General features: G+C 69.2%; 16 protein-coding genes. 6 read left to right on the top strand and 10 right to left on the bottom strand.

Annotation, left to right across the window (positions count from 1 at the left end):
• Positions 1-28 precede the first annotated feature (28 nt).
• From glpK to F1C12_RS08370, 3 genes are all read left to right on the top strand, one after another.
• Positions 29-1,543 (top strand): glycerol kinase GlpK, encoded by a 1,515-nt coding sequence (glpK, locus tag F1C12_RS08380; protein ID WP_185278310.1) that lies wholly within the window; start codon positions 29-31, stop codon positions 1,541-1,543.
• Positions 1,544-1,694: 151 nt separating this feature from the next.
• The gene (locus tag F1C12_RS08375; RefSeq protein WP_185278309.1) at positions 1,695-2,984 is read left to right on the top strand and encodes an LCP family protein; all 1,290 of its coding nucleotides are present in this window, start codon (positions 1,695-1,697) and stop codon (positions 2,982-2,984) included.
• Between the two features lie 51 nt (positions 2,985-3,035).
• Entirely contained in the window at positions 3,036-4,013 is a 978-nt protein-coding gene (locus tag F1C12_RS08370; RefSeq protein WP_185278308.1) for a GTP pyrophosphokinase, read from the top strand.
• Here F1C12_RS08370 and F1C12_RS08365 read toward each other — a convergent pair.
• The 5 genes from F1C12_RS08365 to F1C12_RS08345 are packed head-to-tail and all read right to left on the bottom strand — an operon-like array spanning position 4,010 to position 8,486.
• Positions 4,010-4,753, bottom strand: coding sequence for an HAD family hydrolase (locus F1C12_RS08365; protein ID WP_185278307.1), 744 nt, complete (start codon positions 4,751-4,753; stop codon positions 4,010-4,012). The two genes, F1C12_RS08370 and F1C12_RS08365, sit on opposite strands and share 4 nt — an antisense overlap.
• Positions 4,750-5,349: a GNAT family N-acetyltransferase gene (locus tag F1C12_RS08360; RefSeq protein WP_185278306.1), complete on the bottom strand. Its 600-nt coding sequence runs from the start codon at positions 5,347-5,349 to the stop codon at positions 4,750-4,752. The genes F1C12_RS08365 and F1C12_RS08360 overlap by 4 nt, the downstream gene beginning before the upstream one ends.
• A complete protein-coding gene (trpS, locus tag F1C12_RS08355) occupies positions 5,349-6,359 on the bottom strand; it encodes a tryptophan--tRNA ligase (RefSeq protein WP_185278305.1) in 1,011 nt (336 codons plus the stop codon). Before trpS ends, F1C12_RS08360 begins: the two co-directional genes overlap by 1 nt.
• A gap of 33 nt (positions 6,360-6,392) precedes the next feature.
• A complete protein-coding gene (locus tag F1C12_RS08350) occupies positions 6,393-7,232 on the bottom strand; it encodes an exodeoxyribonuclease III (protein WP_185278304.1) in 840 nt (279 codons plus the stop codon).
• Positions 7,233-7,241: 9 nt separating this feature from the next.
• On the bottom strand, positions 7,242-8,486 hold the full coding sequence (locus F1C12_RS08345; RefSeq protein WP_185278303.1) for a YihY/virulence factor BrkB family protein: 1,245 nt from the start codon (positions 8,484-8,486) through the stop codon (positions 7,242-7,244).
• A 307-nt stretch (positions 8,487-8,793) separates the two neighbouring features.
• Here F1C12_RS08345 and F1C12_RS08340 point away from each other — a divergent pair, with 307 nt between their 5' ends.
• Positions 8,794-10,038, top strand: a complete 1,245-nt coding sequence (locus F1C12_RS08340) for a hypothetical protein (RefSeq protein ID WP_185278302.1) — start codon at positions 8,794-8,796, stop codon at positions 10,036-10,038.
• A gap of 146 nt (positions 10,039-10,184) precedes the next feature.
• Positions 10,185-10,985 carry a hypothetical protein gene (locus F1C12_RS08335; protein WP_185278301.1) on the top strand — a complete coding sequence of 267 codons (801 nt, stop codon included), beginning with the start codon at positions 10,185-10,187 and terminating at the stop codon, positions 10,983-10,985.
• A gap of 75 nt (positions 10,986-11,060) precedes the next feature.
• Here F1C12_RS08335 and F1C12_RS08330 read toward each other — a convergent pair whose 3' ends face one another.
• From F1C12_RS08330 to sdhC, 4 genes are read right to left on the bottom strand one after another with little or no spacing between them, the layout of a single operon-like run.
• Complete coding sequence (locus tag F1C12_RS08330; RefSeq protein WP_185278300.1) at positions 11,061-11,822, bottom strand: succinate dehydrogenase iron-sulfur subunit; 762 nt, start codon at positions 11,820-11,822, stop codon at positions 11,061-11,063.
• Positions 11,822-13,624, bottom strand: a complete 1,803-nt coding sequence (gene sdhA, locus F1C12_RS08325) for a succinate dehydrogenase flavoprotein subunit (RefSeq protein ID WP_185278299.1) — start codon at positions 13,622-13,624, stop codon at positions 11,822-11,824. Before sdhA ends, F1C12_RS08330 begins: the two co-directional genes overlap by 1 nt.
• 23 nt (positions 13,625-13,647) lie before the next feature.
• A complete protein-coding gene (locus tag F1C12_RS08320; protein WP_185278298.1) occupies positions 13,648-14,091 on the bottom strand; it encodes a succinate dehydrogenase hydrophobic membrane anchor subunit in 444 nt (147 codons plus the stop codon).
• 1 nt (position 14,092) lies between these two features.
• Complete coding sequence (sdhC, locus tag F1C12_RS08315) at positions 14,093-14,431, bottom strand: succinate dehydrogenase, cytochrome b556 subunit (RefSeq protein WP_243767922.1); 339 nt, start codon at positions 14,429-14,431, stop codon at positions 14,093-14,095.
• Between the two features lie 251 nt (positions 14,432-14,682).
• On the opposite strand from sdhC, the gene F1C12_RS08310 reads away from it, so the two are divergent.
• Complete coding sequence (locus tag F1C12_RS08310) at positions 14,683-14,907, top strand: hypothetical protein (protein ID WP_185278296.1); 225 nt, start codon at positions 14,683-14,685, stop codon at positions 14,905-14,907.
• A 24-nt stretch (positions 14,908-14,931) separates the two neighbouring features.
• Here F1C12_RS08310 and F1C12_RS08305 read toward each other — a convergent pair whose 3' ends face one another.
• Positions 14,932-16,053 carry a mannose-1-phosphate guanylyltransferase gene (locus F1C12_RS08305; protein ID WP_185278295.1) on the bottom strand — a complete coding sequence of 374 codons (1,122 nt, stop codon included), beginning with the start codon at positions 16,051-16,053 and terminating at the stop codon, positions 14,932-14,934.
• Between the last annotated feature and the right edge of the window lie 21 nt (positions 16,054-16,074).

Below are 16,074 nucleotides of genomic sequence, written 5' to 3'. Positions count from 1 at the left end.
TCCCACCCCCAAAACAAAGGAGTTACGTATGGCCGACTACGTCGTCGCTATCGACCAGGGCACGACCAGCACTCGGGCGATCATCTTCGACAAGTCCGGGTCGATCGTGTCGAGCGGACAGCTGGAGCACGAGCAGATCTTCCCGAAGGCGGGATGGGTCGAGCACAACCCGGTCGAGATCTGGAACAACACGCGCGAGGTCATCGGCCAGGCGCTGTCGAAGGCCGACCTCACCCGTCACGACATCGCGGCGGTGGGCATCACCAACCAGCGCGAGACCGCGGTGGTCTGGGACAAGAACACCGGCGAGCCCGTCTACAACGCCATCGTCTGGCAGGACACCCGCACCCAGCCGATCGTCGACCGCCTCGCCGCGGACGGCGGCGTCGAGCGGTTCAAGCAGGATGTCGGCCTCCCGCTGGCGACCTACTTCTCCGGCACCAAGATCACCTGGATCCTGGAGAACGTCGAAGGCGCCCGCGAGCGCGCCGAGCGCGGCGACCTGCTGTTCGGCAACACCGACGCGTGGGTGCTCTGGAACCTCACCGGCGGCCCCGACGGCGGCGTGCACGCCACCGACGTGACCAACGCCTCGCGCACCATGTTCATGGACCTGGAGACGCTCACCTGGCGCGACGACATCCTCGAGGTGTTCGGGGTCCCGAAGTCGATGCTCCCGGAGATCAAGAGCTCCTCCGAGGTCTACGGCACGGTGGAGTCCTCCAGCCTGCTGCGCGAGGTGCCCGTCGCGGGCATCCTGGGCGACCAGCAGGCGGCCACGTTCGGTCAGGCGGCGTTCGATCCGGGCGAGTCCAAGAACACCTACGGCACCGGCAACTTCCTCATCTTCAACACGGGTGAGGAGATCGTCCACTCCAAGAACGGCCTCCTGACGACGCTCGGCTACAAGCTGGGCGACGACAAGCCGCACTACGCCCTGGAGGGCTCGATCGCCGTCACCGGTTCGCTGGTGCAGTGGCTGCGCGACAACCTCGGCATCATCTCCAGCGCCCCCGAGATCGAGGACCTGGCGAAGACCGTCGAGGACAACGGCGGCGCGTATTTCGTGCCGGCGTTCTCCGGCCTGTTCGCGCCGTACTGGCGGGCGGACGCGCGCGGCGCCTTGGTGGGCCTCACGCGCTACGTCAATAAGGGTCACATCGCCCGCGCCGTCCTGGAGGCCACGGCCTTCCAGACCCGCGAGGTGCTGGACGCGGTCAACGCGGACTCCGGTGTCGAGCTGTCGGAGCTGAAGGTGGACGGCGGCATGATCGCCAACAACACCCTCATGCAGTTCCAGGCGGACATCCTCGGCGTCCCGGTCGTCCGTCCGGTCGTCGCGGAGACGACGGCGCTCGGCGCCGCCTACGCCGCGGGCCTCGCCGTCGGCTTCTGGAGCGACCTGGACGACCTGCGCAAGAACTGGCAGGAAGACCGTCGCTGGACGCCGGACATGGACGCCGCCGAGCGCGACCGTCAGCTGCGCCTGTGGAAGAAGGCCGTCACGAAGACGTTCGACTGGGTCGACGACGACGTGAAGTAACCTCCACGCAGTGCCACCGAGCGCCGTCCGGCTTCCGCCGGGCGGCGCTCGTGCGTGTTCGCGGGTCAGGTCCGCCGCCCGGCTGTGGATCCTTGCAGGTTCCTCATCCGCGGGAAAGGTTTCCCGCAGTTTGCTCCCCTAACGTCGAAGCATGAGGCATTCGACGGTCGCGCGACCGACCCCGGTGCGGCACGGCCGCCTGCCGGTCCGCCGCGCCCGCGGACCGGTCGCGCGGCTGCTCGCGTCGATCGTCGCCGTCGCCGTCATCTCGACGGGCGCCATCGCCGCGTATGCGGTGCAGGACACCGTCCGCTCCCTGAAGCCCGCCGTCCACCTGGTCTCCGCCGCGGGCAAGCCCGTCGCGGTGCCCGCGGTCGGCGCGGAGTCCGGAGCTGTCAACATCCTGCTCGCCGGAACGGACACCCGCACCGGCCAGGGCGGCCAGTTCTCCAGCGCTCAGGAGCTCGCGGGCAGCTCGGGCGCGGGCAACAACGACGTCACGATGGTCCTGCACCTCTCCGCGGACCACCAGCACGCGACCGTGATCAGCATCCCGCGCGACCTGATGGTGCCGATCCCGTCCTGCCCGACCTCCGGCGGCGGCTCTACCTCGCCGCAGGACAGCGCGCAGTTCAACACCACGCTGTCCACCGGCGGCCTGTCCTGCGTCGTGCTCACGGCGGAGGCGCTCACCGGCCTCAGCATCCCGTACGCGGCGGAGATCAGCTTCGACGGCGTCTCGGCGATGTCGAACGCGGTCGGCGGCGTGACCGTCTGCCTCGCGACGCCGCTGACCGATCCGTACGTCGGGCTAAACCTGCCCGCCGGCCAGCAGACCCTGGTCGGCGCCCAGGCGCTCGCGTTCGTCCGCAGCCGGCACGGCGTGGGCGACGGCAGCGACCTCGGCCGGATCAGCAACCAGCAGCTGTTCCTCTCGGCCCTGCTGCGCAAGGTGACCAGCGCCGGTGTCCTGGGCAACCCGCTGACGCTGTTCACGCTGGCGAAGGCTGCGACCTCCAACCTCACCCTGTCGGACACGATGGCCTCCCCGACCACTCTGGTCTCGATCGGCCTCGCGCTGAAGAGCGTGTCGCTGAGCGACTTCGTGTTCCTCCAGTACCCGTCGATGACGGACCCCGACAACAACAACCGCGTCGTCCCGGAGCCGACGGGTGTCGACGCGCTCAAGCAGGCGCTCTCCACGGACACCCCGGTCCAGCTCACCGGAACGACCGGGAACGGGACGGAGGCGGCCACGCCGACGCCGTCGGCCACCGCGACGCCGTCGAGCACGCCCACCGCGGCCGCGACGCCGGCGCCGAGCGCGACGTCGAGCGCGGCGAGCGGCAGCACGCCGGCTCCGACATCGTCGGCGGTCAGCCTCCCGTCGAACGTCACCGGTCAGACCGCCGCGCAGCAGACCTGCACCAAGGGGAACTGAGGCAGGACGCCGCCGCCCGGCGCGAGAAATCTCAGGTATAGCATCGCAGTCATGCCTGGCTACACCCTGTCCTACGAGGTCGTCGAAGCGCTGTACTCGATGCGCGGTCACGAGTGGAGGAGCGCGCAGTCGAGCGTCGAGAACTTCCTCGACCAGCTGTGCGAGGAGATCCTCGCCGGGGAGGACCGGTCGCGGCTGAAGGTCGCCCCAGGCCGGGTCAAGGACGTCAAGCGCACGCTGGAGAAGGCCAAGCGCAAGCTCGGGCCTGACGCCACCGTCGCGGAGCTCGACGACATCGCTGCAACGGTCAAGGACATCGTCGGCGTCAAGCTCGTCTGCAAGACCCTGCGCGACTCCGCGCTCGTGACGGAGGAGATCGAGAAGCGCTGCGGCGATCCGAAGAGCAACCTCCGGTTCCACGACGTCACGGAGAACAAGGACTACATCGCCGGCCCGAAGGCGAGCGGGTACCGCGCGCGGCATTTCCTCTTCGAATTGGACGTGCCGGGGAGCGGGAAGAGGCCGGTGATCGTGGAATTGCAGGTGAAGACGATGCTGCAGGACTCGTGGAGTGAGCTCACCCACGAGGACCTCTACAACTTCGGCGCGCTCGCTCCCACGGAGCACAGGGCCGACCTGGCGCGCACGATGGCCGGGCTGCTGTGGGAGGTCGACCTGCTCGCCGACATCATCGCGAACCAGGCCGACAGGAAAGTGGACCCGAGCCGTGACGAGATCGCGCCGAACGCCGCCACGAGCAACAGCGACCGGGTCGTGACGGTCACCCACACCGGCCCCCGCTTCGCTCTCGCCACGGACGACGACGGCAAGCGCGGGCTGATCCCCGCGGTCGGCGTGCGCGACCTGGTCGAGGCGCGCGGCACCGTCAAGGTCGACGACTTCGTCCGGAAGGGCGCCCGCCTCACCGTCCACGCGGTGGAGACGGAGGGCGGCTACTACTTCCACCCGCTGCGGCGCGAGGAGCTCGCGGGGGATCGGCTCGCGGGGGATCGGCTCGCAGCGGACTAGCCGCCCAGCGCCCCCACCAAGCCAGCCAGCCCGCTCAGCTCGATCACGCCGACCTCCGCGGCCTCCGCCGCGTCGTCGGCCGTCGGCACATCCCCGCGACGGTTCAGCCACACGCCGGTCAGCCCGGCCCGGGCGGCGCCGATCGCGTCGGTGCGGAGGCGGTCGCCGACGTACACCGCCTCGGCGGGACGTGCCCCGAACACCGAGCAGGCGTACTCGAAGATCCGGGAGTCCGGTTTCGCGACGCCGACCTCGCCGGAGGCGATCAGGTGCTCCATGCGGGAGTCGAGCCCGACGGCCTCCACCTTGCGGCGCTGGAACGCCAGGTCGCCGTTGGTGATGAGGCCGAACCGCACGCCGGGGAACGCCGCGTCCAGCGCGTCCAGGCAGGGGAGGGCGTCGTCGTGCAGCGACCAGGCCGCGACGTAGTGCTCGAAGTAGTCCGCGAACCAGGCGCTCGCCTCGGTGTCGCTCAGCTCGACGCCGTGCCGGGAGGCGAAGTCGCGGGCGCGCGCCTGGCGCTGGCCCTCGAAGTCGAGCCGGCCGGCGAGGTAGGAGTGGTAGTGCTCCTCCTCCAGGTCGTGCCAGAGCGCGGTCAGGTCGACGGCCGCCATCGTGCCGTACGGCTCGCCGAGCTGGTCGGCGTAGCGCTGGATGCCGGCCGACACCGCCGCGCGGTGCGCGAAGAGCGTGTCGTCGAGGTCGAAGAGCACGACGCGGGGTGCGGACTCCCGCGTCACAACGCCGCCTGCGCGGAGGTGAACGCGGGCCAGCCGTCCGCCGGCGTCCGCGGGTCGCCGGGCAGGAGCGCGGCCTGCCAGTCGTCGCGCCGGACCCCGCGGTGCGGCGCACCCAGCCGGGCGACGCCCTCCCACTGGAAGCCGGCCCGGCGGGCGACGGCCGCGCTCGCGACGTTGCCCGCGAACGCGTGCCAGACGACGCGCTGGAGGCCCAGCCCCGCGGAGCCGTCGAAGGCGTGGTCGAGCACCAGGTCCACCGCCGCGGCCATCCAGCCGCGCCCGCGGGCGCCCTCGGCCAGCCAGAAGCCGATCTCGCCCTCGCCGTCGTGGAGGTGGTGCAGCCCGATCATCCCGTGCAGCAGGCGCGTCTGAGCGTCGCGCAGCGCCCACGTGAGCTCCTGCCCGCTCGCCCAGCCGTCCGGGACGATCCCGGTCACGAACTTCACGGCGTCCGCGCGGTCGTAGGGCGAGGGCACCGTGGTCCAGGCGGCGACCTCCGGATCGCGGCAGAACTCCGCGATCCGGTCGATGTCGGCCTCCGCCGGAACCGACAGGAGGACAGGGCCGCCCGCCAGCTCCACCGGGGCCGGAGGCATCAGCGCGCCCGTCGCAGCAGACCGATCGCGTTGAAGGCCTTGGCGAGCGTGCGCTCGGCGACCTCGCTCGCGCGCTCCGCGTTGCCCGCGAGGATTCGATCGAGCTCGGCCGGGTCGGCGAGCAGGTCGAGGGCGCGCTCACGGACCGGGCCGAACGTCTCCACGACGACCTCCACGAGGCCCTTCTTGAAGTCGCCGTAGCCCTTGCCGTCGTACTCCAGCTCGATGTCGGCGACCGCGCGGCCGCTGAGCGCCGAGTAGATGCTGAGCAGGTTGGAGATGCCCGGCTTGCCCGCGCGGTCGAATGAGACGACCCCGTCGGTGTCGGTGACGGCGCGCATGATCTTCTTGCGCGTCACGTCCGGCTCGTCGAGCATCCAGACGATCCCGGCGCCCGACTCGGCGGACTTGGACATCTTCGACTCCGGGTTCTGGAGGTCGTAGATGCGCGCGCCGTCCTTGAGGATCATCGCCTGCGGCACGACGAACGTCTCGCCGAACCGGCTGTTGAACCGCTCCGCGAGGTCGCGGGTCAGCTCGACGTGCTGGCGCTGGTCGTCGCCGACCGGGACGACCTCCGCGTCGAACAGCAGGATGTCGGCGGCCATCAGGACGGGGTACGCGAACAGCCCGACCGAGGTCGCGTCGGCGCCCTGCTTTGCGGCCTTGTCCTTGAACTGGGTCATCCGGGCGGCCTCGCCGTACCCGGTGATCGTGTTAAGCAGCCAGGCGAGCTGCGCGTGCGCGGGCACGTGCGACTGCACGTAGAGGGTGGAGGCCGACGGGTCGATTCCGGCGGCGATGTACTGCGCGGCCGTGCGGCGCGTCTTCTCGCGGAGCTCCGCCGGGTCCTGCGCCACGGTGATGGCGTGCAGGTCGACCACGGAGAAGAACGCGTCGTGGGTGCTCTGCAGCTCTTTCCACTGCAGGAGGGCGCCGATGTAATTGCCGAGGTGGAGGGAGTCCGCCGACGGCTGCATGCCGGAGTACAGGCGGGGGAGTGTGCTCATGTCACTGCTTTCGGGTCGAGAAGGATGCGGATGCTAGAGGGCGTAGTCGACGACCACGGGAGTGTGGTCCGACCATCGCTCGTCGTAGGCGGCCGCACGGTCCACCGCGTAGTTCTTCACCTTCGCCGCCAGCGCCGGGGAGGCGAGCTGGTAGTCGATCCGCCAGCCGGTGTCGTTGTCGAAGGCCTGCCCGCGCCACGACCACCAGGTGTACGGGCCGTCGACCTCGCCCGCGGCCTTGCGGCCGACGTCGACCCAGCCGAGGCCGGCGCCGTCGTTGTAGCGGGCGTCGTCCTCCGCGCCGAGGAAGCGGTCGAAGTACGCCCGCTCCTCGGGGAGGAAGCCCGCCTTCTTGACGTTGCCCTTCCAGTTGCGGATGTCGAGCTTGCGGTGGCCGACGTTGAGGTCGCCCATGACGACCGCGTACTCGCTGTGCTTCACCAGCTGCGGGAGGCGGGCCTCCATCGCGTCGAGGAACGCGTACTTGGCGTCCTGCTTCTCTGTGCCCGCCTCGCCGGAGTGCACATAGGCGCTGACGACGGTGACGACGTGGCCGTCGACCTCGTAGTCGGCCTCCAGCCAGCGGCCGGCGCTGTCGAAGTCGGGAGCGCCGAGCTCGACGCGGTGGATCTCCGCGCGGGGGTGCCGGCTGGCGATCGCGACGCCCGCGCGGCCCTTCGCCGTCGCGGGGTCGTGCACGATGTCCCACTCGTCGCCGAGGAGGCCCTGCAGGTCCTCCGTGGAGGCGCGCACCTCCTGCAGTGCGAGGATGTCGACGTCCCTGCTGTCGAGCCAGGCGCCCATACCCTTGCGGTAGGCGGCCCGAATGCCGTTGACGTTGACCGTCGCGATGCGCAGGGGTTTCGAGGGCATGCCTCCAGCCTAGCGGCGCGCGCCGACGCTGCTCTCGTCGAGCAGGTCGTTGAGCCGGTGCTCGGCTTTCTCGACCCGGCGCTGGGCGCCCAGCCGGGCGAGGAAGCGGGCGTGCGCCAGTTCGTCCCGCGCGGTCTGGAGCTCGGCCTTCGCCACCAGCACCCGCGCCTCGTACTCGGCGGCGGCCCGCTCGGCGGCAGCCTGCTCCGGCGAGATCATCCGCGGCGAGAGCCCGCTGTCGAACATCCCGACCGCGATCCAGGAGGCCGACAGCAGGATGACGCGGGAGACCAGGTTGAACCAGATCAGCAGACCGACGAAGACCGCGAAGGTCGCCAGCAGCGGGTTCTTGGTCGCCCCGGTCAGCAGCAGGCCGCCGAGCGCGCTCAGCCCGGCGAGCACGCACGCGCCGAGCAGCACGCCGAAGAACAGGTTGCGCCACGGGATGGCGACCCGCGCCATCACGCGGAACATCGCGCCGAGCGTGAAGATGTTGAGGATCACCGAGATGAGCAGGCCGGAGAACCGCGTGATCGCGTCGGTCCAGAAGGTGTCGGAGCTGAGCCCGACGAGCTGGAGGAAGAACGCCAGCGCCTGCGTGCTGATGATGGAGATGAGAGCGGAGAACACCAGCACCAGCCCGAACCCGAGCGCGAGGAACAGGTCGCGGATCTTCTGCAGCACGTAGTTCGTGGTGTCCCTGCTCAGCCCGAACACCGCGCGCACCGCCTGGCGCGTGTAGTACAGCCAGCCGATCGCCGTCCACAGGAGGCTGACCGCCGCGACGATGCCCGACCACCCGAACGCCGTGGCGGACTCCAGCTGCTCGGCGTTGATGACGCCGGTCGTCGTGTCCGTCGAGATGAGCCCGGGGATCGCCCGGTTGATGATGTCGACGATCGAGTCGAAGATGTCCTGGTTGCCGCTGAGCCAGACGCCGGCGGCGGAGAAACCCAGCCAGACGGCGGCGAACACGGCGAACAGCGACTGGAACCCCATCCCGGCCGCCCGGAGGTTGCCGTCGGAGTGCGAGAAGTTGATGTAGACGCGGTACGGCCGCAGCGATTGGACCCACTTCGCCCACCGGGAGACCCGCGCGACGGGTTTCTCGAGCCGCTCCTTCAGTGGTTCCGCGGCGTCGAGGATGCGCTCCTTCAGCGTCTCCTCCGGCTCGACCGTGCCCTCGGCGCGCTGAAGCGCCGGATCGGGCTGCGCCGTCACCGTGCCCTCCCCGTGTCGCGACTTCCTGGCCACGCGGCAAGGATATCGACTCGGCCGGGGGTGCGCGGTGGCCCACCGTCGCCGCGGCCCGGAGTGGCAGCGCGGCCGCGCCGGGGTTCCGCGGAGAGCCGGGTGAGTGGAATCGGGTGAAGTTGTAAGTGGCGAATCGCGTCTGATAGGTGCTACGTTGCGTGTTGTACATTTTACAGCGGCCTGAAAGGTGCCATCTCTTGAACGGCGTTACCCCCCCCCCCCCCCCCCCCCCCCCCCCCCCGCAACACCACTCGTAAGTAGGCGCACGGTCGCGAAGACCGCCGCGTGGGCCGCCCCTGCCATCGTCATGGCCACAGCGTCCCCGGCGCACGCGACGTCCACGCCGCTGGGCAGCATCCTGTTCGATCGCGGCACGTACGAGGTGCCCGCGGGGGGCTCGATCGAGATCACGGGAACGCTGCAGGCGGCGACCGGTGAGACCGTTCCGGCCGACATCGCCCTCGTCGGCGCGTTCGCCAACGGTTCCGGATACTCGGTGGAGGCCGGACCGACCGTCTCCGGAAGCACGTTCTCGCTGACCGTCTCCGCCGCTGCGGGTGCGGGTCCCGCATCGTTGACCGTCTCGAGCCCGAACTACCGCAGCTACCTCGCGGGCAGCGTGCCGGTCTCCCTCGCGCCCGTGCGGGCGGGCACGATCCAGTTCGGCGCCCCCTCCTATGACATCCCCGCCGGTGAGTGGGCGACGATCACGGGCACCGTGTCGCACGATGGTGGGACGGCTCCGTCCGGGTTCACGCTGTCCGCGAGCTTCAGCGATGACACGGCGTTCCGTGTCGTGAGCGGACCGGTCCTGACCGGAGACGCCTTCGAGCTCACCGTCGAGGCGACGCAGCCGGGCGAAGTGACCGGGTCCATTCAGGTCGCGAGCTCCAGCCATCCCCAGTACGCGGCGGCGACGGCGTCCCTCACGGCGCTAGAGCCCGGATTCATCGAGGCTGGGTTCGGCATGGTCCCTGTCACCGTTCAGTGGGAGCGGCTGACGACGGCTCCGGAGGGCAGCGACCCCAACGTCCGCTGGTTCCGGCCGAAGGGCAACGTCCCCATCGTGGGGCCGCCCCTCAACACCCCGTGGCTCGACCTCCGGTTCCACCTGAACGACTCGAAGACGGACTACCAGAACAACTTCGGCAACCCGATCTGGGGCGATGCGTACGTCACGGGTGGCTTCCCGCAGCCGTGGACGGACCTGGACACCAAGACCGAGGTGACCGTGAAGAGCTTCACGCTCAACGGGGCGACCGTGAACAACCCGGCCCAGGCCATCGGGGTCGTACTCGGCCAGAAGAGCGTTGTCGGAGACGGCGAGCTCCGTGGTAAGGCCATCTTCAAATCCGACAGCGGTTTCCTGCCGAACGTCGACCCCCTCGGAAATCCGTTCACGCAGGCGCCGCAATACCGGAAGGCGTTCCACGCGTTCGTGCCGCCGGGACTGCAGCCGGGCCACCAGGCCGTCGTCGAGATCGTGACCTCGCTGATCCGCAAGGACGGCTCCGCCTCGAAGATCGGCTACATCGTGACCTACAAGAAGTAGGTCGACGCCACAGGGGCGGGCGCAGCGGTGCCGCCCGCCTCTGTGGGGCGATTCCGGGGTCGGGGCCCCTCGATGTGCAATCGAACAGCTTAGCGGGTAACATTGGCGTGAGAAATTTCAGCACCGCCGAAGAAAGGCTTTCTCTCGTGAATGACACACCCGACTCCGAGGCCCCACGCCTCGTCTCCCGACGCACCGTCGCCAAGACGGCGGCCTGGGCCGCCCCGGCGATCGCGCTCGCGGCTGCTTCGCCCGCCCACGCGACCTCCGATGGCACGGATCCGGCCGGCTACATCGAGTTCAACGAGTCCTCGTACGAGTTCACCCCCGGCGGGAACCGGATCGTCTCCGGAACGATCGTCGCGACGAACGGCGTGCCGGTCCCCGCCGACATCCGTCTCGGCTTCGACTTCAAGATCGGCGGCGCCGGCGGCTTCGGGGCTGTCATCCCGGTCCCCGTCGTCTCCGAAGGTAATCGCTTCGAGATAGCCCTCAAGGGCGCCAGCGCGCCTGGAATGGAGGACATCCTGCGGGTGAGCAGCCTGAACTACCCGGAATACACGCCCGGCGAGACCAGGCTGACGGTCGCCGGCGATGTCGCCCCCACGGGCCGGCCGAGGCTCGTCTTCGATCAGCCGTACTTCGACACCGACGTCCCGAATGAGCCGATCCTCCTCACGGGAACGATCGAGCTGCCGCCGGGGATGCCGTTCCCCGCCGACATGACGGAGCCCGGCATGGTCGCGATGTTTTCCGGTATCGAGGGCTGGGACTTCGGTCAGCCGGTGGTGTACCCGGACACTCGCACATTCGCGGTGACCGTGCAGTACACGAAGTCCTCGCCCGCGCGAATCGGTGAATTCATGGTCGGGTACAGGAATCCCGACGATGGCCCGAACTGGGATGTCGCGCACACGTACACGATCAATGCGAAGCTGCCGAACTAGCAGACGGCACGACGAAGGCGCCCCCGGTCTCCCGGGGGCGCCTTCGTCATTGGGGCGGGGCTCAGGCCGTGAGACTCACGCCTTGCCGCGCATGATCGCCTGCTTGACCTCCGCGATGGCCTGCGTCACCTGGATGCCGCGCGGGCACGCGTCGGTGCAGTTGAAGGTCGTGCGGCAGCGCCAGACGCCCTCCTTGTCGTTGAGGATGTCGAGGCGCACCTGCGCGTTGTCGTCGCGCGAGTCGAAGATGAAGCGGTGCGCGTTGACGATCGCCGCCGGGCCGAAGTACTGGCCGTCGGTCCAGAACACCGGGCAGGACGACGTGCACGCGGCGCACAGGATGCACTTGGTGGTGTCGTCGAAGCGCGCGCGGTCCGCGACCGACTGGATGCGCTCCTTGTCCTTCGGCGGCGTGCTGTTCGCGACCAGGAAGGGCTGCACCTCGCGGTAGCTGGCGAAGAACGGCTCCATGTCGACGATGAGGTCCTTCTCCAGCGGCAGGCCCTTGATCGCCTCGACATAGATCGGCTTGGAGATGTCCAGGTCCTTGATCAGCGTCTTGCAGGCGAGGCGGTTGCGGCCGTTGATGCGCATCGCGTCCGAGCCGCAGATGCCGTGGGCGCACGAGCGGCGGAAGGTCAGCGAGCCGTCCTGCTCCCACTTGATCTTGTGCAACGCGTCCAGGATGCGGTCGGTCGGGAACATCTCGACGTCGAAGTCCTGCCAGCGCGGCTCGGTGTCCACGTCCGGGTCGAACCGGCGGATGATGAGCGTGACGGTGAAGGACTGGACCGGGGCCTCCGGGGCCGGGGGAGTCTCGAGCACGGCGCTGGACATCAGTACTTCCTCTCCATCGGCTGGTAGCGGGTCACGACGACCGGCTTCCAATCGAGCGTGATGTGGTCTGCCGCGTCGGCGGAGTGCGGGTCGCCGGTGAGGTAGGCCATCGTGTGCTGCATGTAGTTCTCGTCGTCGCGCTTCGGGAAGTCGTCGCGCATGTGGCCGCCGCGGGACTCCTTGCGGTTGCGGGCCGAGAACACGACCACCTCGGCGAGGTCGAGCAGGAAGCCCAGCTCGACGGCCTCCAGGAGGTCGGTGTTGAAGCGCTTGCCCTTGTCCTGCACCACGATGTTCTTGTAGCGCTCGCGCAGCCGGTGGATGGTGCCGGTGACGTTCTCGAGCGACTCGTCGGTGCGGAACACCTGGGCGTTCCGGTCCATCTCGTCCTGCAGCTCCTTGCGGATCGCGGCGATGCGCTCGGTCCCGGTGGAGTTGCGCAGCCCGTCGATCATCTCGCGGACGTTCTTGGCCGGGTCCGCCGGCAGCGGGACGGCCGTCGCGGTCTTGACGTACTCGACCGCGTTGTTGCCGGCGCGCTTGCCGAAGACGTTGATGTCCAGCAGCGAGTTGGTGCCGAGACGGTTGGAGCCGTGCACGGACACGCACGCGCACTCGCCGGCGGCGTAGAGGCCGGGGACGACGGTGGTGTTGTCGCGCAGCACCTCGGCGTTGTTGTTGGTCGGGATGCCGCCCATCGCGTAGTGCGCGGTCGGCATGACCGGCACCGGCTCCACGACCGGGTCGACGCCCAGGTACGTGCGGGCGAACTCGGTGATGTCGGGGAGCTTGGTCTCCAGGACCTCCGCGCCCAGGTGGGTGCAGTCGAGGAGGACGTAGTCCTTGTGCGGGCCGGCGCCGCGGCCCTCCGCGACCTCCTGGACCATGCAGCGGGCGACGATGTCGCGCGGCGCGAGGTCCTTGATGGTCGGGGCGTAGCGCTCCATGAACCGCTCGCCCGAGGCGTTGCGGAGGATCGCGCCCTCACCGCGGGCGCCCTCGGTGAGGAGGATGCCGAGCCCGGCCAGGCCGGTCGGGTGGAACTGGAAGAACTCCATGTCCTCCAGCGGGAGCTTCTTGCGCCAGATGATGCCGACGCCGTCACCGGTGAGGGTGTGGGCGTTGGAGGTCGTCTTGTAGATCTTGCCGAAGCCGCCGGTCGCGAAGACGATCGCCTTCGAGTGGAAGACGTGCAGCTCGCCGGTGGCCAGCTCGTACGCGACGACGCCCGCGGGCTGGTCGACGCCGTCCACCTCGTTCATGATCACGTCGAGGACGTAGAACTCGTTGAAGAAGTTGATGCCGAGCTTGACGCAGTTCTGGAACAGCGTCTGCAGGATCATGTGGCCGGTGCGGTCGGCCGCGTAGCAGGCCCGGCGGACCGGCGCCTTGCCGTGGTCGCGGGTGTGGCCGCCGAAGCGCCGCTGGTCGATCTTGCCCTCGGGCGTGCGGTTGAACGGCAGGCCCATGTTCTCGAGGTCGATGACCGCGTCGATGGCCTCCTTGGCGAGGATCTCTGCGGCGTCCTGGTCGACGAGGTAGTCGCCGCCCTTGACGGTGTCGAAGGTGTGCCACTCCCAGCTGTCCTCCTCCACGTTGGCGAGCGCCGCGGCCATGCCGCCCTGCGCCGCGCCGGTGTGGGAGCGGGTGGGGTAGAGCTTCGAGATCACCGCGGTCTTGGCGTGCGGGCCGGCCTCGATCGCGGCACGCATGCCCGCGCCGCCTGCGCCGACGATGACGATGTCGAACTCGTGGTAGTGGACGCCGTCGATGACGGTCGATTCGGTGGTTTCAGTTGTCACAGCTGTTGTTTTCCGTCAATCAGTCACTTGGCCGGGCAGAACGAAGGCAGGTCGGCCGCGTGGGCTCCCGCCGGGCACGGGTCGAACGTGAAGATCACGAGCGTGCCGAGCACGATCAGCACGACGACCGCTGCGAGGACCGCCCACTTGAGGATGCGGTTGACCATCACGTTGTGCGCGTAGTCGTTGATCAGGGTGCGCATGCCGTTGCCGCCGTGGATGAGCGCGAGCCACAGCATCAGGAGGTCCCAGACCTGCCAGAACGGCGTGGCGTACTTGCCGGCGACGAAGGCGAAGTCGATCTGCTTGACGCCGTCGCCGAGGACGAGGTTGATCAGCAGGTGGCCGAAGATGAGGATCACCAGCAGGATGCCGGAGAGCCGCATGTAGATCCAGCCCCACTTCTCCCAGTTGACGCCCTTGCGTGCCGGTCGGGCCGGCGTGCGCGGAGCCTCGATGGTCGTCACGTCAGTTCACCTCCGAGAAGATGTGGATGAGCTGGGTCGGGACGAAGCCGGCCATCAGGATCACCCAGAGGACGATGACGATCCAGAACATGACCTTCTGGTACTTGACGCCCTTGCTCCAGAAGTCGATCAGGATGATCCGGATGCCGTTGAAGGCGTGGAAGATGATCGCCGCGACGAGCGCCATCTCCCCGAATCCCATGATCGGGTTCTTGTAGGTGCCGATCACCGCGTTGTAGGCCTCCGGGCTGACCCGGATGAGCGAGGTGTCGAGGATGTGGACGAGAAGGAAGAAGAAGATGGCGACGCCGGTGATGCGGTGAAGCACCCACGACCACATGCCCTCACGGCCGCGGTACAGCGTGCCGCCCGGCCTCGATTTCGTCGGTTGCAGGGTCCCTGCCGCTTGCTCTGGCACGAACAACCCTCCCTGGTTGCGATCGCTGAAAGAAGGCGCACGAAGCGCGTGGCAAGTCTATGCCGCGGGGCGGTTCCGCGCTGCTTAGGGTGCCCTTGGTTATCTCGACGTCGAGATAAACGCCGTGCCGAAGCCCGGTTGACCCTGCCGTCCCGCGGCGTACCGTCCGCCCTATGACGCAGGACGAACCGATCATGGAGGGCAGCGGCGAAGCCGGTCGCGACGCGAAGATCGCCGGGATCGTCGAGCAGATGCGCGCGGACATGCAGCTGCTGCCCCTGGAGGACAGCGAGCGCGTGCTCCGCCAGCGGCTGGGGGACGCGGGGATCGAGGCGAGCGACGAGGAGATCAGCCGGATCGCACGGGACGTGCAGGCCGGGCCCTCGGTCGTCGACTGACCCCGGCTCGACGGGGAAGCCGGCTCAGAGCACGTCGGTCGAGCCGGTGACCTTCAGCGCGTCCACCACCGACTTCACCCGCTGCGCGTTGTCCGTGGTCGTGACGAGGAGCGCGTCCGGCGTGTCGACGATGACGATGTCCTTCACGCCGATCAAGCTGATGACCCGCTTGGTCTGGCTGACCACGATGCCGCTGGAGGCGTCCGCGAGCACGCGCGCGTTCTCGCCGAGGATCGCCAGGTCGGTGGTGCGGCCTCCCGAGTTCAGCTTGGACAGCGAGGCGAAGTCGCCCACGTCGTCCCAGTCGAAGTAGCCGGGGATGACCGCGAGCCGTCCGGCCGCCGCGGCGGGCTCGGCGACCGAGTAGTCGATCGCGATCTTCTCGAGGTTCGGCCAGATCCGGTCGACCGCGGGGCCGCGGGTGGCCGGGTCGTCCCAGGCCTCCGCGAGCTCGAGCAGCCCGGCGAGGAGGGCCGGCTTGCTGCGGCCGATCTCCTCCAGGAGCAGGTCGGCGCGCGCGATGAACATGCCAGCGTTCCACAGGTAGGAGCCGCTGGAGAGATAGCCCTCGGCGGTCGGCAGGTCGGGCTTCTCCACGAACGACTGCACCGCGAGCGCGCTCGGGGCGCCGGTCACCGGCAGCTCGCCGCCGCAGCGGATGTAGCCGAACCCGACCGCCGGCTCGGTGGGCTTGATCCCGATGGTCGTGATGTAGCCGGCGTCGGCGGCGGCGACGGCCTCCTTCACCGTGGACGCGAACAGCCGCGTGTTGCGGATGACGTGATCGGCGGCGAACGAGCCGATGATGACGCCGGGCTCGCGGCGCTGCAGGATGGCCGCGGCCAGCCCGATCGCGGCGGTGGAGTCGCGCGGCTCGGACTCCAGGACCACGTTGGCGTCGGCGAGCGCCGGAAGCTGCGCTTCGACGGCGGCCCGGTGGGCGCGCCCGGTGACGACCATGATCCGCTGCTCGCCGGAGATGGGGGCCAGCCGGTCCCAGGTGTTCCGCAGCAGCGTCTGCCCCGACCCGGTCAGGTCGTGCAGGAACTTGGGGGCGTCGGCCCGGGACAGCGGCCACAGCCGGGAGCCGATCCCGCCGGCCGGGATGATGCTGTAGAACCGGTCGAGCGCGCCAGGAGAAGTCATGGCGAAAGGATACCGAGCGGT

Origin of the sequence: Leifsonia shinshuensis, assembly GCF_014217625.1 — a bacterium.
GTDB lineage: Bacteria > Actinomycetota > Actinomycetes > Actinomycetales > Microbacteriaceae > Leifsonia > Leifsonia shinshuensis_A.
The sequence above is the reverse complement of the archived record's forward strand: the minus strand, read 5'-3'. Positions and strand labels throughout refer to the sequence as shown.

What these genes read in the sequence shown, in the direction of transcription:
- glpK (WP_185278310.1), top strand. Translation starts at nt 29, where the DNA reads ATGGCCGACTACGTCGTCGCTATCGACCAGGGCACGACCAGCACTCGG.
- F1C12_RS08375 (WP_185278309.1), top strand. Translation starts at nt 1,695, where the DNA reads ATGAGGCATTCGACGGTCGCGCGACCGACCCCGGTGCGGCACGGCCGC.
- F1C12_RS08370 (WP_185278308.1), top strand. Translation starts at nt 3,036, where the DNA reads ATGCCTGGCTACACCCTGTCCTACGAGGTCGTCGAAGCGCTGTACTCG.
- F1C12_RS08360 (WP_185278306.1), bottom strand. Translation starts at nt 5,349, where the DNA reads ATGCCTCCGGCCCCGGTGGAGCTGGCGGGCGGCCCTGTCCTCCTGTCG.
- trpS (WP_185278305.1), bottom strand. Translation starts at nt 6,359, where the DNA reads ATGAGCACACTCCCCCGCCTGTACTCCGGCATGCAGCCGTCGGCGGAC.
- F1C12_RS08350 (WP_185278304.1), bottom strand. Translation starts at nt 7,232, where the DNA reads ATGCCCTCGAAACCCCTGCGCATCGCGACGGTCAACGTCAACGGCATT.
- F1C12_RS08340 (WP_185278302.1), top strand. Translation starts at nt 8,794, where the DNA reads ATGGCCACAGCGTCCCCGGCGCACGCGACGTCCACGCCGCTGGGCAGC.
- F1C12_RS08330 (WP_185278300.1), bottom strand. Translation starts at nt 11,822, where the DNA reads ATGTCCAGCGCCGTGCTCGAGACTCCCCCGGCCCCGGAGGCCCCGGTC.
- sdhC (WP_243767922.1), bottom strand. Translation starts at nt 14,431, where the DNA reads ATGTGGTCGTGGGTGCTTCACCGCATCACCGGCGTCGCCATCTTCTTC.
- F1C12_RS08310 (WP_185278296.1), top strand. Translation starts at nt 14,683, where the DNA reads ATGACGCAGGACGAACCGATCATGGAGGGCAGCGGCGAAGCCGGTCGC.
- F1C12_RS08305 (WP_185278295.1), bottom strand. Translation starts at nt 16,053, where the DNA reads ATGACTTCTCCTGGCGCGCTCGACCGGTTCTACAGCATCATCCCGGCC.